Origin of the sequence: Spiroplasma endosymbiont of Cleonymus obscurus (assembly GCF_964273375.1) — a bacterium.
Classification (GTDB): domain Bacteria; phylum Bacillota_I; class Bacilli_A; order Mycoplasmatales; family VBWQ01; genus Spiroplasma_E.
Map to the genome: position 1 here is coordinate 700538 of NZ_CAXWWA010000002.1, position 14188 is coordinate 714725.

14 protein-coding genes and 3 pseudogenes are annotated in these 14188 nt (G+C 24.1%); 12 read left to right on the top strand and 5 right to left on the bottom strand.

All coding sequences use genetic code 4. From position 1 onward, the window contains the following. Positions 1 to 98: 98 nt before the first annotated feature. The 3 genes from ACI2WJ_RS04560 (at position 99) to ACI2WJ_RS04570 (ending at position 4237) form a co-directional block, all read left to right on the top strand. Positions 99 to 782, top strand: coding sequence for a BspA family leucine-rich repeat surface protein (locus ACI2WJ_RS04560; RefSeq protein ID WP_400254971.1), 684 nt, complete (start codon positions 99 to 101; stop codon positions 780 to 782). A 371-nt stretch (positions 783 to 1153) separates the two neighbouring features. After that, positions 1154 to 2734, top strand: coding sequence for a hypothetical protein (locus ACI2WJ_RS04565; protein WP_400254972.1), 1581 nt, complete (start codon positions 1154 to 1156; stop codon positions 2732 to 2734). A 264-nt stretch (positions 2735 to 2998) separates the two neighbouring features. After that, positions 2999 to 4237 (top strand): IS256 family transposase, encoded by a 1239-nt coding sequence (locus ACI2WJ_RS04570; RefSeq protein ID WP_400255219.1) that lies wholly within the window; start codon positions 2999 to 3001, stop codon positions 4235 to 4237. Here the strand turns inward: ACI2WJ_RS04570 and ACI2WJ_RS04575 are convergent. Beyond that, the gene (locus ACI2WJ_RS04575; RefSeq protein ID WP_400254973.1) at positions 4224 to 4748 is read right to left on the bottom strand and encodes a hypothetical protein; all 525 of its coding nucleotides are present in this window, start codon (positions 4746 to 4748) and stop codon (positions 4224 to 4226) included. The two genes, ACI2WJ_RS04570 and ACI2WJ_RS04575, sit on opposite strands and share 14 nt — an antisense overlap. 246 nt (positions 4749 to 4994) lie before the next feature. Between ACI2WJ_RS04575 and topA the strand changes: the two genes are divergently transcribed. From topA to ACI2WJ_RS04595, 4 genes are all read left to right on the top strand, one after another. Beyond that, the gene (topA, locus tag ACI2WJ_RS04580; protein WP_400254974.1) at positions 4995 to 6956 is read left to right on the top strand and encodes a type I DNA topoisomerase; all 1962 of its coding nucleotides are present in this window, start codon (positions 4995 to 4997) and stop codon (positions 6954 to 6956) included. A gap of 9 nt (positions 6957 to 6965) precedes the next feature. Beyond that, positions 6966 to 7889: a tRNA pseudouridine(55) synthase TruB gene (gene truB / locus ACI2WJ_RS04585; RefSeq protein ID WP_400254975.1), complete on the top strand. Its 924-nt coding sequence runs from the start codon at positions 6966 to 6968 to the stop codon at positions 7887 to 7889. Then, positions 7882 to 8766 (top strand): riboflavin biosynthesis protein RibF, encoded by an 885-nt coding sequence (gene ribF, locus ACI2WJ_RS04590; RefSeq protein ID WP_400254976.1) that lies wholly within the window; start codon positions 7882 to 7884, stop codon positions 8764 to 8766. Before truB ends, ribF begins: the two co-directional genes overlap by 8 nt. A gap of 136 nt (positions 8767 to 8902) precedes the next feature. Then, positions 8903 to 9235 carry a hypothetical protein gene (locus tag ACI2WJ_RS04595; RefSeq protein WP_400254977.1) on the top strand — a complete coding sequence of 111 codons (333 nt, stop codon included), beginning with the start codon at positions 8903 to 8905 and terminating at the stop codon, positions 9233 to 9235. Positions 9236 to 9257: 22 nt separating this feature from the next. Here the strand turns inward: ACI2WJ_RS04595 and ACI2WJ_RS04600 are convergent, their stop codons facing one another. Beyond that, entirely contained in the window at positions 9258 to 10061 is an 804-nt protein-coding gene (locus ACI2WJ_RS04600) for a phosphotransferase (protein ID WP_338979610.1), read from the bottom strand. 83 nt (positions 10062 to 10144) lie between these two features. Between ACI2WJ_RS04600 and ACI2WJ_RS04605 the strand changes: the two genes are divergently transcribed. From ACI2WJ_RS04605 to ACI2WJ_RS04615, 3 genes and pseudogenes are all read left to right on the top strand, one after another. Then, a complete protein-coding gene (locus ACI2WJ_RS04605) occupies positions 10145 to 10678 on the top strand; it encodes a cob(I)yrinic acid a,c-diamide adenosyltransferase (RefSeq protein ID WP_338959145.1) in 534 nt (177 codons plus the stop codon). Beyond that, positions 10678 to 11271, top strand: a pseudogene (gene rdgB, locus ACI2WJ_RS04610) (RdgB/HAM1 family non-canonical purine NTP pyrophosphatase). The gene ACI2WJ_RS04605 and the pseudogene rdgB overlap by 1 nt, the downstream one beginning before the upstream one ends. A 9-nt stretch (positions 11272 to 11280) precedes the next feature. Next, positions 11281 to 11433 (top strand): hypothetical protein, encoded by a 153-nt coding sequence (locus ACI2WJ_RS04615; protein ID WP_252320877.1) that lies wholly within the window; start codon positions 11281 to 11283, stop codon positions 11431 to 11433. A 327-nt stretch (positions 11434 to 11760) separates the two neighbouring features. Here ACI2WJ_RS04615 and ACI2WJ_RS04620 read toward each other — a convergent pair whose 3' ends face one another. Together ACI2WJ_RS04620 and ACI2WJ_RS04625 are read right to left on the bottom strand one after the other, a co-directional pair. Then, entirely contained in the window at positions 11761 to 11952 is a 192-nt protein-coding gene (locus ACI2WJ_RS04620; RefSeq protein ID WP_400254978.1) for a hypothetical protein, read from the bottom strand. Further along, positions 11912 to 12076 (bottom strand): annotated as a pseudogene (locus tag ACI2WJ_RS04625) (transposase); the annotation flags it as partial. The pseudogene ACI2WJ_RS04625 and the gene ACI2WJ_RS04620, both read right to left, overlap by 41 nt. A 76-nt stretch (positions 12077 to 12152) precedes the next feature. On the opposite strand from ACI2WJ_RS04625, the gene ACI2WJ_RS08115 reads away from it, so the two are divergent. After that, a complete protein-coding gene (locus ACI2WJ_RS08115) occupies positions 12153 to 12431 on the top strand; it encodes a transposase (protein WP_400254803.1) in 279 nt (92 codons plus the stop codon). 309 nt (positions 12432 to 12740) lie between these two features. Beyond that, a pseudogene (locus ACI2WJ_RS08120) lies at positions 12741 to 13280 on the top strand (IS3 family transposase); the annotation flags it as partial. A gap of 157 nt (positions 13281 to 13437) precedes the next feature. Here the strand turns inward: ACI2WJ_RS08120 and ACI2WJ_RS04635 are convergent. Beyond that, positions 13438 to 14085, bottom strand: a complete 648-nt coding sequence (locus ACI2WJ_RS04635; protein WP_400254979.1) for a hypothetical protein — start codon at positions 14083 to 14085, stop codon at positions 13438 to 13440. Positions 14086 to 14188: the final 103 nt, after the last annotated feature.

A 14188-nucleotide genomic window follows, 5' to 3' on the forward strand; every position in this document is an offset into this window, starting at 1 on the left:
AAACAACTAATGCACATGATTTATTACTTATAAAAACTAAAGAAATTGTTCAAATTGGATTTTATAAAAATGAGAAAGAAGAAATTCAAGTTGTCAGAATGCCAGTAACAGTTGAGAAAGTACCTAATCAATTACCACAAGAAATAACATCTTTAAAAAATATGTTTTCTAGTGCTTTTGGTTTTACTGAAAAATTTAATCAAGATATTTCATCTTGAAATACTTCAAATGTAAAAGATATGAGTAGTATGTTTTATGGTGCTATGTTATTTAATCAAGATCTTTCAAAGTGAGATACTTCAAAAGTAACAAATATGTCATGTATGTTTCAAGGTGCACAGCAATTTAATCAAGATATTTCATCTTGAATTACTTCAAATGTAAAAGATATGAGTAGTATGTTTTCTAGTGCTATATCTTTTAAACAAAATATTTCAAATTGAAATACTTCTAATGTAACAAATATGTCAGCTATGTTTGAAGGTGCAAAGCAATTTAATCAAAATATTGGAAAATGAGATACTTCAAAAGTAAAATCTATGGGTTTTATGTTTAGCAATGTTTTTGATTGATTTTCAATATTTAATCAAGATATATCAGAATGAAATGTATCTAATGTAGAAGATATGAGTTATATGTTTTATAATGCTAAAGATTTTAATCAAGATCTTTCAAAATGAAATGTAGAAAAAGTAACAGAACATAAAAATTTTAGTGTTAATTCAGGAATTGATAATCCTAACAAAATGAAACTTTTATTTTTTTCATTAATTATTTTTTAAAAAATGTTGAAAATTTAAATTATAAATTTGTATTTCTCTTTTACTTTTGGAAAATTTTACTTGATAACTAATAGGAAGTTGTCACTAAATAATGATAAATTTTAAAAAAATGTTTTCATTTATTTTTTTGATGTTATAATTATTAACATTAACTAAAAATAGTACTTAAAAACTTTAATGAGTGTTTGCTCATTATAGTTTTTTTTATTTTTAGTTAATTTTAATAAAAGTAAGGCATTGGTTTATTTTTAGTTTAAAGTTTACAATTAGAAAATTCGAGAATATATAGATAGGATGAGAAAGTAAATGCCAAAAAAAATCAAAATAGAGGAAGACAAAAAACTTTAATAAATAGTCCAAGTATTACTGAAATGCAAAATTTAAAACTAATAGAATTAGAATTAAAAGAATTAGAAAAAGAAAAAGAAGAAAGTACTATTAATGAAGAAAAAAATATTCATATTCCTTATCAAAATTTAGTTGAGGAAATTACTAATTTTAATGATTTAGCAACTGAGATGACTATTAATACTATTAAACAAAAGGCGTTAGATTGAAGAAAAAGAGAAATAGAATTAAAAGCAAAAATTGATTCTTTACGTACCCAATCATTTAATATTTTTGGTGTTTATAATGTTTGACTAATTCAAGAAGTATTAAATATAGAACCACATTGATGAAATCGTTTTACTAATGCCAGAGAACAATGAAAACAGCTTACAAGTAAAATAAATAATATAACAAAAGAAGAATTTATAGTTAGAAATTTATGTAGTAATAGTATCAGTGATGTTGAACAAACAGAATTGAGAAGAAAACAATTGAGAAAACAATTTAAAAATATTAGTTTTGGACATTTCAGTAGAGAAAAATATTATTCATTATTTCAAGATTGAAATACCATTATAAATAAATTACAAAATGAATGCGATCAATTAAGTCAAGAAAAAATGGAAATGATACTTTTTTTAATAAAGACGGTGGGTAATGCCAACAATAATATTAGTAATAATAAAGTATTAGAAATAATTAAAGAAGTTTTTCCTTTGTCAAAAACTGAAATTTCATTAGAAAATAATAAAGCAGAAGAAATACAAGTAAGTGATGAAGAAAATTTAAAAAAACAACTTGCAGAAGAAAATCAAAAATGTAAAGAAATAATGGAAACAAAAAAAGATGAAATAATTAAAAAAACTAGTTCTTTAAAGAAAGTAAATAAAGAACTAAATACTAGTATAGATATTTGAAGTCAAAGATTAAAAAAATTAAAAAAACAATTTAATGATTATGAAAATAAGCATGGAATGAGTTTAAAACTTAAAGAAATAAATATTAGAATAATAACATTAGAAGCAAAATTACTTGCACTTTTAGAAAAAAATCAATTTAAAATCAAATGATATCGTGAATTACCTTCTAAGTTTGAAGTAGGAGAATATGTTATTAATGAAAATGATTTAGAAAATGCAAAAAAAATAGGAATCCCAATGTTATATGAAAAAGATCTTAAGCAATTATTAGAAAAATATAAAATTACAATTAAAAATAAAAAATATAAAATTGATAATGATAATGGTAGTATTGTTGTTGCTGGTGTCAAGAAATTTGAATTAAAATTAGGAAATTATGGTGGTAGTTTTGAAATTCCTACTTTATTGCAAATTCCTAGTTTTTCTCAAAATGGTAATAGCAGTATTCTAGTGAGTGGTAATAATACTGTTAATGGTAATCAATCAGGATCATTATCAGAAAGTGGTGATGTTACTGATGGTAGTTCATCATTTAGTAATTATTCACGATCATTATCAGAAAGTGGTGGTACTACTGATAGTGAACATGATAATGATGATAAAGAAACTTTATCAATATTTACTAGTTCAGAAACTTGTAATAATGGTATGTTAGATCAGACAATGTTAGAAACTAAAAATAATGTAGGTTCTTCTTTATAAATAAATTAAAAAGAATGAGTTTTAATTAATTTTAATTAAACTCATTCTTTTAACTTTTTTGAGGCTTTTTAATATTTTATAAAATATAGTCTATAAAATATTTTTATGAATAGTATTTTTTACATTAGATTGATTATCAATTATTACCCATTCATCTTCTTTGTTATTTCGGTAATGTTTAGTAATCTGTGTAACTTACAAAAATAACTATGTTTAATTAATTCTAGTAAATATAATTAAATGACTAGAAAGAGTGAGTTACAGATGGCTAAAAAAGATAACTTTAATAATAATGATCCAATATCAAAAGCAGTAGATTTATTATTAGAAAATACTGAAGATTTAACAACAGTTTTTAAAGAAGGGGGTTTATATAAAGAATTAACAAAACGTTTAGTTGAAAAAATGTTGAATTCTGAGATGCAAAATTATTTAGGATATGAAAAAAATCAACATAGTAATAGTGACAATGCTCGTAATGGTATAAGTTCAAAAAAATTAATAACTCAACAAGGTAAAATTGAGATTGATGTACCACGAGATCGTAATAGTAATTTTACTCCTGTAATAGTGCCAAAAAGACAGAGAAGATTTGATGGTTTTGATCAACAAGTTCTTTCCTTATATGCAAAAGGTATGACATTATCAGATATTAGAATGCAGTTACAAGAGTTATATCAGGGTGCTGATATTAGTGAAAGTATTATTAGTCAAATTACTGATGATGTTATTGATGATGTCAAAGCATGACAAAATAGACCATTAGAAGGCATTTATCCTATTGTTTATTTTGATTGTATAGTAGTTAAAGTACGACAAGATAAACGCATTATTAACAAATCAGTTTATATAGCTTTAGGAGTTGATTTAGAAGGTAAAAAAGATGTTTTAGGTTTATGAATTAGTGAAAATGAAGGTGCTAAATTTTGATTAGCAAATTTAACAGAAATGAAAAATCGTGGCTTAAATGATATTCTTATTGCCTGCAGTGATAATTTAACAGGCATGTCAGAAGCAATACAATCAGTTTATCTTAAAACAGAACATCAATTATGCATAGTTCATCAAATTAGAAATAGTTTGAAATATGTCTCATATAAGCATAGAAAATCTCTAGTTGCAGATTTAAAACCAATTTATACTGCATGTAGTGAAGAACAAGCAATGCAGGCTTTAGAATCCTTTGAAAATAAGTGAAATAAACACTATCCTCAAATTGCTAAATCTTGATATAAAAATTGAGATAATTTAATGGTTTTTATTAGTTATCCTGCAGAAATTAAAAGAGTGATTTATACAACAAATGCTATTGAATCTGTAAATAGTCAATTACGAAAAATTATCAGAAATAAAAAAGTTTTTCCTAATGATATGGCAGTTTTTAAAATATTTTATTTAGCAATTGAAAATATAACAAAAAAATGAACAATGCCCATTCAAAATTGAAATACAGCAATTGCTCATTTTATGATAAAATTTGAAGATAGAATTAATCTAAACTAGTACTTTGTAAAACAAAGATACACAGATTACATAAAAGCCTCTTTATTTCTGATTTAGCATCATTTAACATATCATATTGTTCTTCAACATTTATTTCTGATTTAGCATCATTTAGCATATCATATTGTTCTTCAACATTTATTTCTGATTTAGCATCATTTAGCATATCATATTGTTCTTCAACATTTTTGCTATTGTTATTATCTAAAATTATTTGATTAATTTTAGTTGCATCATCTAATATCATATTATATTCATATTTACTTATATTACTTGATTGATTTGTTAGATTCTTTGAGTTTAATGTAGTTTTCTTTTCATCATTTTTTTGTATTACTTTTATATTTAATTCTTGTTTTTTATTTTTGTAAAAATTTCATGAATAGTAACCAATTCCACCAGCAAGACATACTAGTCCCACTGTAAGAGGATTATTTGGAAGTATTGATTGTAATAAATTAGAAAGTATTTCAGAATTAATTTCGCTCTCATTTGTGTTTAAAAATTTCATTTTTATGTTCCTTTCAAATCAAAATAAAAACCTATTTATTTACAAAAATAAATAGGATAAAAACTTATATTAAATTTTTACTAAATAAATATAGCATAATTTATATATTAATTGTTAATAAGTTATTTAAAATTTTTATAAAAAAGCATATATCCAAAAAAATATTGACTTTCGCGTTAAAGTTATATATATTACAAAATAGTATTTGAATAAAGCTAATAAATTATATATAGAGGAAGATATAAGATGCCATCAAAATTAGTAATCATGGAATCTCCAGTTAAAAGTAAAGCAGTACAATCATATTTAGGTAATGATTATTTAGTGTTATCTTCGGATGGACACATTCGTAATTTAGCAATTAAAGGTCAATATGGTTTGGGAATTGATTTAGAAACTTTTGAACCAATTTACAAAATTGATCGCAAAAAAATGCCAAAGGTAAAAGAATTAAAAAGTAAATTAAAAAGTATTACTCATGTTTATCTAGCAACCGATCATGATCGTGAAGGAGAAGCAATTGCTTATCATTTAGATCAAGTATTAGCAACAAGTAATATATCATCACGAATAACTTTTAATGAAATTACTAAAGATGCAATTTTAACAGCATTTAAATCTCCACATAGTATTGATTTACCATTAGTTCGTAGTCAAGAAGCAAGAAGAATGGTTGATCGTATCATTGGTTTTCGCTTAAGTAATCTATTACAAAAGAAGATCGGTTCACGTAGTGCAGGGAGAGTACAATCAGTAGCATTAAAATTAATAGCAACAAGAGAACGTGAAATTATTAATTTTATTAGTAAAGAATTTTGAACAATTAATGGTACTTATCAAAAAAAAATAATATTAAATTGTGAAAAATATAAAGAAGAACTGTTAGTTATTAATAATGAACAAGAAGCAGTTGCTATTAAAAATGCATTAAGTGATAGTTATCAAGTAATTTCTGTTACTGAACAAAATCGTAAGCGTAATTCATTAAATCCATTTACTACTAGTAGTTTATTACAAGCAGCATCAACACAATTAAATTTTAGTACTGCTAAAACAACGCTTATTGCTCAGCAATTGTATGAAGGAATTGATGTTAATGGAACACTTACTGGATTTATTAGTTATCCTCGTACTGATTCAATACGTTTAAATGATAAATTTATTGAAAATGCCAAAACATTAATTGTTAATGAATATGGTGAACAATATCTTGGACAGAAGAAAGAACAGACTAATAAAAAAAATGTGCAAGATGCTCATGAAGCAATCAGACCAACTGATTTAACAATGAATAATAAACGTGCTATTGATTTTTTAAATAAAGATCAATTAAAACTTTATAATTTAATTTATTTTCGTGCCCTTAGTTCATTAATGGCACCAGCACAATTAATTAGTACTACTGTTTTATTTAAAAATAATGATTATCAATTTCGTTTAACAGGACAACAAATCAAGTTTAAAGGATTTTTAATGCTTGATGTAGAAAGTCTTGAAAATGAAGAACTTTTAGTTTTACCAAAATTTGAAAAAAATCAAATTATTAAAGTTGAGTCAGTAAATTTACAGCAACACTTTACTAAACCAAAACCAAGATACACAGAAGCTAAATTAATTAAAACATTAGAAGAACTAGGAATTGGTCGACCATCGACTTATAATCCAATTATGAACACTATTAAAGAACGCGGTTATGTTATTATTGAAAATAAGTCTTTTAAAGCTACTGAGAAAGGTCTTTTAACTAATGATAAACTTCAAGAGTTTTTTTATGATATTATTAATGAGACATATACTTCACAAGTTGAAACTCAATTAGATCAAATTGCTCATGGTAATTTTGATATGCATCAAGTGGTAAAAGACTTTTGAGTTAAGTTTGAACCAAGGATTGATGATGCTTTTGATAAAATGACTGAGTTTAAAATTAAACCGGTTTTATTAGATCAAGATTGTCCACTTTGTGGTGCCCCACTTGTGCAAAGAACAGGAAGATATGGTAAATTTAACGGTTGTTCAGCATTTCCAAAATGTCGATATATTCAAAAACAATTAGAAAAAATTAAACCTTGTTTAGTATGTACAGATGGTTGAATGGTTGTTAAATCTTCAAAACAAAATCGAAAATTTTTAGGGTGTACTAATTATCCAAATTGTAAACATGTTGAAAAGTATCAAGAAGTAACTTCTGATAAAGAAGTAAAGTAGGTGAAACGCATGTTAAAAAATTATATATTATTAATAGATAAACCTTCATTTATGACATCACAAGATTGTCTTGTTGTTATTAAAAAACGTTTGAAATTAAATAAAATTGGTCATACAGGTACGTTAGATCCTTTAGCAACAGGACTAATGGTAGTACTTGTGAATGAAGCAACCAAAATTAGTGATTTTATTTTAAAAAGTGATAAAGTTTACATTGCAAAAATGCAACTATTTTTAAAAACCGACACCGGCGATATTACTGGTAAAATTATTGAATCAAAACCACATCTTGATTTAAAAGAATCAGAAATTGTTAAAGCACTTGAATTTTATAATAATCGTCAATATGAGCAAATAATTCCTGCTTATGCAGCAGTTAAAATTAATGGTAAAAAACTTTATGAATATGCTCGTGAGAATATTCCTGTTGAATTACCAAAACGTAAGGTTTATATTAAATCTTTAAAATTAATTAGTTTTAATAATGATTTAGTTACTTTTGAAGTAGTATGTTCAAAAGGAACTTATGTTCGAGCTTTGGTTACTGACATTGCTAGAATTTTACATACATCAGCAACTTTAACTTATTTGAGAAGAATTCATCAATCGGGTTTTGATTTAAGTAATGCCCTAAATTTAGATGTTATTAATGAAGAAACAGTTAGTAAAAATCATATTAGTATTTATGATGGTGTTAAAAATATTATGCCAGCGATTGTTGTTGATAATAGTAAAAGTGTTATTGATGGTAAACCTTTAGTTATTGATAGCACTAATGAGCCATATGTTTTAGTTGTTAATTCTGAACATTTGCCATTAGCTATTTATCGTAATCAAAAAAATAATTTATACGTAAGCCAACGAGGTTTTAAATGTAATGAAGATATTAAAATTGAAAAATCTAAATATTCAAAATCAAAAATTGATGTCTAAACCAATTATTGCTTGTTGAGGTTTTTTTGATGGTATTCATCAAGGTCATCAAGCCCTATTTAAACAATTATTAGTTAATTCAACAATAAATAATTATCAAACATGTATTATTAGTTTTGATAGAAAACCACAAAGTGTAATTAGTAATAAAAATAATGAGGTTTTATTAAGTAATGAAGATAAAATTAAAACAATTGCTAAATACAATTTTGATTATTATTGGGAAATTAAGTTTAGTAAAGAAATAGCAACACTTTCACCAGAGCAATTTATTTCGTGATTATTGGCAAATAATGTTAAAGCAGTAGTTGTTAATCCAAATATTAGGTTTGGTTATCAAGGGCAAGGTAATATTAAAACATTACAACAATCTTCATTACAAGTTTATCTTGGTAATGATATTATTGTTAATAATAACAAAGTTTCTTCAACTTATATTAAACAACTTTTACAAAATAAAGATATTAGTAGTGCTAATCTTTGTTTACAACAAGAGCCATATACAATTAGTGGTAAAGTAGTTCATGGTATTAAAGAGGCTAGAACGATTAATTTTCCAACTGCTAATTTATCGTTATTAACAAACTATGCATTACCGGGTCTTGCTACTTATATTACGCTTACTGAAGTAGATAATAAATGATATCAAAGTATGACAGTAATTATGTTACGTAATAATAAGCCGTTAGTTGAAACTTACTTATTAAACTTTAATCAAGATTTATATGGAAAAATCATTAAAGTTAGATTTTTAGATTTTCTTCGTGATAATTTAAAGTTTACTAATTTAGATGATTTAAAAAAACAAGTGGATAAAGATTTAATAGAAACAATTAAATATTTTGCTAATTCTAGTAGTAAATTATTAAAGCCATAATAATTGTGATATTCTTTATATTTACAATAATTATTAACATTATAAATACTATTTATTAAAAACTATTTCCAATAAAATTTAATTTTATTGTATATGCTAATGAAAAATAAAAAAGAAAAAAGGGAGTAAATAAATAATGAAATATTGAGTAAAAGAATTTATAAATCAAATAAAAGATAATAATGAAATTTGCGCAAACTGTGATTATAAAGAAAATTTACAAAAAAATATTACTTCAAATGATAATTGTCAAATTGTAAATGATGAAAGAATGCCATTGTTACAAGAACACGCTTCAAATAATAAATGTATAGTTATTGAAATAGAATCAAACATTTCAGCTGTTAATAATATAGTAGAAATAAATTTACAAGGAAAACAAATTGAACAAAAAAAAAACAGACTACTAATAAATTACCTAATTATGGTTCAATTTGTTAAGAAGTTAAAACTACATAATCAGGCTTAAAATGATGAATTATTTAAATAACTTATTTTAATAGATTAGTTAATTTACTTTCACTAATTTCTTTATATATGTTTAAATTAGTTTGTTCGTATAAATAACAAGCTCAATAATATCAAATTAAATTTTGATAATTCATTCATTTTTTAGCAATAATTATTTGTTCATTATTTAAATTAAAACAATTAAATCAAGTATTAATTTCGGTTTCAGAAGTTAAACTTTCAGAAGCAAAAGAGGCAATATCAAATAATTCGTCGTTTCAACAAGCAAAATCTCAATCAATTAAATATCAACAATTATTTTTTTTAACAAAATTATTTAATGTTAAATCATTATGAGATAAAACAATTGTTGTTGGTTGATAAGTAGCAATTCATTTGATTACCTCACTGGTTATTTTTTCTAAGCAAGGATTACTAGTAGTTAAATTACAGTATAAATTAAGTTGTTCTAAACCTTTTCAAGTTTTAATTAATGATTTATTATCAAATTTAATATTATGTAGTTGTTTTACCAATGATGAAATTTGTTCTAATATTTGTTTATTAATTATTTGTTCGCTTAAATTAATTAAATTATGATAATATGGCATTAAGGTTAATAGTTTATTATTATTAATATTGACTTCATTAATAGGTAATGTAAATTTTTTTGATTTAATTAATTTAATAACATTAATTTGATTTGTAAAATTCAAAAAAGGTTGCAAAATATCTTTAGATTGTTTTAAAAAAAAATGTTTATTTACTAAAAATAAGTCATTGGTTAAACCTTTTGTTTTTAATATCTCTAATTGATATGGTGGTTTAATAGTTTTAAATTTCAAAATGACACCTCTATTTTGCTTGTATTGTCCGTAATAAAATTATACAATTTATTAAATAAAAAATATTGAAAGTAAGTGATAGTATGTTAAAAAAAGGTTATATTCATATTTATAAAGGTGAAGGAAGAGGTAAAACCTCAATTCTTAATGGTATGGTAATTAGAGCATTGGGTAATAATCTTAATGTTAGTTACTTACGTTTTTTAAAAAATCGTCCTTCTGGTGAAATTAATTTTTTAAAACAAAATACTAAACTTAAAATTGAAAGTTTTTATGAATCTTCGCAAAAATTTTTTTGAGAAATGGATGAAGAAGAAAAAAATAAATTAAAACAAGAAACTAATTATGGTCTTACTAGATTAAAACTGTTAAGTCAAAGTGATAATACTGATCTTATTGTTGTTGATGAAATTTTAGGGTGTATTCAAAATAATTTGATTAAAGAACAAGACTTAATTGAAATTTTAAAAAATAAAAAATCACATATTGAAATTGCATTATCTGGTAGATATGCATCTTTTGCCTTAGAGCAATGTGCTAATTTAATTAGTGAAGTTAAATCAATTAAACATTATTTTGAAAAAGGTCAAATTGCTCGTGAAGGGATTGATTATTAATGACTGCTAAAACCTTATGGTTTGCATCTAATAATATCGGTAAAATTAATGAATTAAAGAGTATCTTACAGACAAAGGGATATAATGTCAAATCAATGTTAGATCTTAATTCTCCTCTTGAAATTAATGAAACAGGTACATCATTTATTGAAAATGCAATTTTAAAAGCAACAACACTTGCAAAATTAGTGAATGGTCCTGTAATTGCTGATGATTCAGGGTTAGAAATATTAGCTTTAAATAATTTTCCTGGTATTAACTCAGCACGATAAAAGGGAGAAATGTCCTATCATGATGCAATGTTAGACATTTTAGAACAAATGGAAGGTGAAACTAATCGTGCAGCAGTATTTATTTCTGCTATTGCTTATGTTGATTTTGATCATAAGATTACTAAAGCATTTATTGGTAAACTTGAAGGTGAAATCACTACTGAGATAAAAGGTAATGATGGTTTTGGTTACGATCAAATATTTTATGTTCCAGTAGTACATGCTACTTTAGGTGAATTGTCATTGGCAGATAAAAATAAAATTTCTCATCGTAATTCAGCAATTCAGCAATTATTAACATTTTTACAAGAACAAAATTAGATAGTTAAAATGAAAAATAAAAAGGATGGTTTAATTCTTTTTTACAGTTTTTCTTTTTTAAAGATTGAATTTTGTTTAGAAACTATTTTAAATAATAGTTTAAGTAAAATAGATAAATTAAAAAAAATTAGTAAAGATACTATGTTAGTTATATCATTTTAGTAATAGTTTACTTGTTTATTTTTTAGTGATATTTTTAAAAAATGAAAGAATGGTTTATATAAAAAAATAACGCAAAATGAAGTTGATTCATTACAAGAAGTAGTTGTTATTGGATTTCCTAGAACATATAATACTTTTGGTAATACTGAAACTTTAATATTAAAACATAGTATTAGTTTTGATAGTTTTTTAATATTCAAGAAATAAATGAAAATGGTAAACGAGATTTTACTATTAATAGTAGTCAAAAATTTAATTTTATATCAATATAATTTGTTTAAAAATTAATTTTTAAAAAGCTTGTAACTTTTAAGTTACAAGCTTTTTTTACATTTTTGGTAAATTTGGTTTAAATTCACTTGTTGTTGATTGAGTTTGCAAATCCATAGTGTTAATCTTTGTGATTACTTGTTTTGGTCAAAATACTTCTTTTTGTTCTTCTGTAAATCAAGAAATTTGTTTTTGTGTAAGAACCTGTTTAAAATCTTTTCAATAAAATTGAAATAAAGGCAAGAACAACCATTTGTAAGCTAGTATTTAATTTTTTTTCACAATTTTTTCATAATCTTCTGCATTTTTCTAATCATGCAAAACTTCGTTCTACAACTCATCTTTTTGGTAATACTACAAAAGAATGTAATTCTGGATGGGTTACACTTTATTGGACACTAATTACGTAGACAAGTGAACAAATTAGTTAAAAGAAAGGAAATATAATTATGGCCAATATTAACTCATATAATGATGAATTTAAAAAACAAATAGTATCTTTATATCAAAATGGCAAATCAGTATCTTGCCTTGCTAAAGAATACAACGTTACAAGAGCAGCTACTTATAAATGAATTAAGCAATTTACAAATTCAGGCAGTTTTAAAACTAAAGATAATCTTTCGGATTTAGAAAAACAATTAATTCAAGCAAATAAAGAATTAAAACAATTAAGAATGGAGAATGATATTTTAAAGCAAGCAGCACTAATAATAGGCAGAAAGTAGAGATTATTACAAATAATAAATCTAAATATAAAATTCGTCCAATTTGTCGTTTTTTAAAACTTTCTAAATCAACATATTATTTTAATTTAAAGAAAAAAGAAGATAAAATCAAAAATAATATGTATGATGAAGCTGTTATTAGTGCTTTTAAACAAAATAAAGAAGTTTATGGAACAAGAAGATTAAAAGTCAGTCTAGAAAATAAAGAAATTTATTTATCACGCAAAAAAAATTAAAGAAATTATGAATCAGCATAATTTAATATCAAAATACACTAAATTATCATTTAAAAATCATCATAACAAAGTCAATGATAGCCAAATAAGCAATCTTGTGAATAGAAACTTTAATAATAGGCTTAAAAATGAAGTTATTGTTAGTGATTTAACTTATGTTCAAGTTAATGGTAAGTGAAACTATATTTGCTTATTAATCGACCTATTTAACCGCGAAATTATTGGACATAGTGTTTGTAGGTACTAAAAAAGATGCATCATTAGTATATCAAGCATTTATGCAATCAAATCGCTGTTTAAAAGATATTCAAATATTTCATAGTGATCGCGGTAATGAATTCAATAATAAAACTATTGATAAACTTTTATTAGCATTCAATATTACCCGTTCTTTAAGCAAAAAAGGTTGTCCTTATGATAAAATGCTGTTGCTGAAGCAACTTTCAAAACTTTCAAAACTGAATTTATTAATGATAAAAATTTTACATCATTAATCCAATTAAAATTAGAATTATTTGATTATATCAATTGATACAACAACATACGAATCCACAGCATTTTAAACTACCTAACTCCAGTTAAATATCATGAAAAAATGTCTACCAAAAAATAGTCCTAAAAAGGGTTGCCATTCCAAAATCTGCTTATCTACTAAAATTTTAGCACCTTATAAATAAAATACAATAAAAAATAAACACGTATCTTAGTTAAATTAATTTATAAAAAATGGAATAATCAATATTAAGAAATAAAAAAGTAAAAGAAGATAATTATATAGTTTTTTTAGCAGCAGTTTTTAATAGATTACCTGTGATTAAAGCTGTTAGTTGATCAAAAAACTGATTTGGACTATCAATAGTTCCTCATTCTTGGCCAACAGTTATTAGTTTACCTTTATTAACAATAAAAACAATTGGTAAAGCTTTAAATGCTCTTTCTTTATCAACAGGATTTTGAATTTCCTTGACACCTGAATCAGCAACAGGTGCTGAACTATTATCAGAAATTTTATGGTCAAGTAGTCAATGATAAATTTGTTGTTGTCAACTAATTTTTTTATCATTTCAAAATTGGTTAACAATATCACTACTAGGGTTGGCATAAGGAGATTTTTCATAAATTTTAATATCAATAGTCCCATTAGTAGTAACACTGTTTATTTCAGTTTTCTTTTCTGTTAATCAGTTATCTCATTTACTTGGCACATTATTATTTTTGATTTGCATTGTGTGTAAACCGTCAATAATTTGCTTAGAAAGTGGATTATCAGCAGCACCAAGTATGCCAAAAAAAGCATGCCCACTATTAACATCACTAATAAATTCTTGATATTTTGAATCATCTGTACAAGCACTAACTTGTAAACTAGTTGTTGTGCCTATTATTAAGGCTGCTATTAGTCCAAATTTTTTACGCATTTATTTTCATCACCTTCAATATAATATCATAAAGTTATATGAGTAATAAATTAATAATTAAATATAACGTACTAAGTATACTATGTTATAATCTTAATAACAA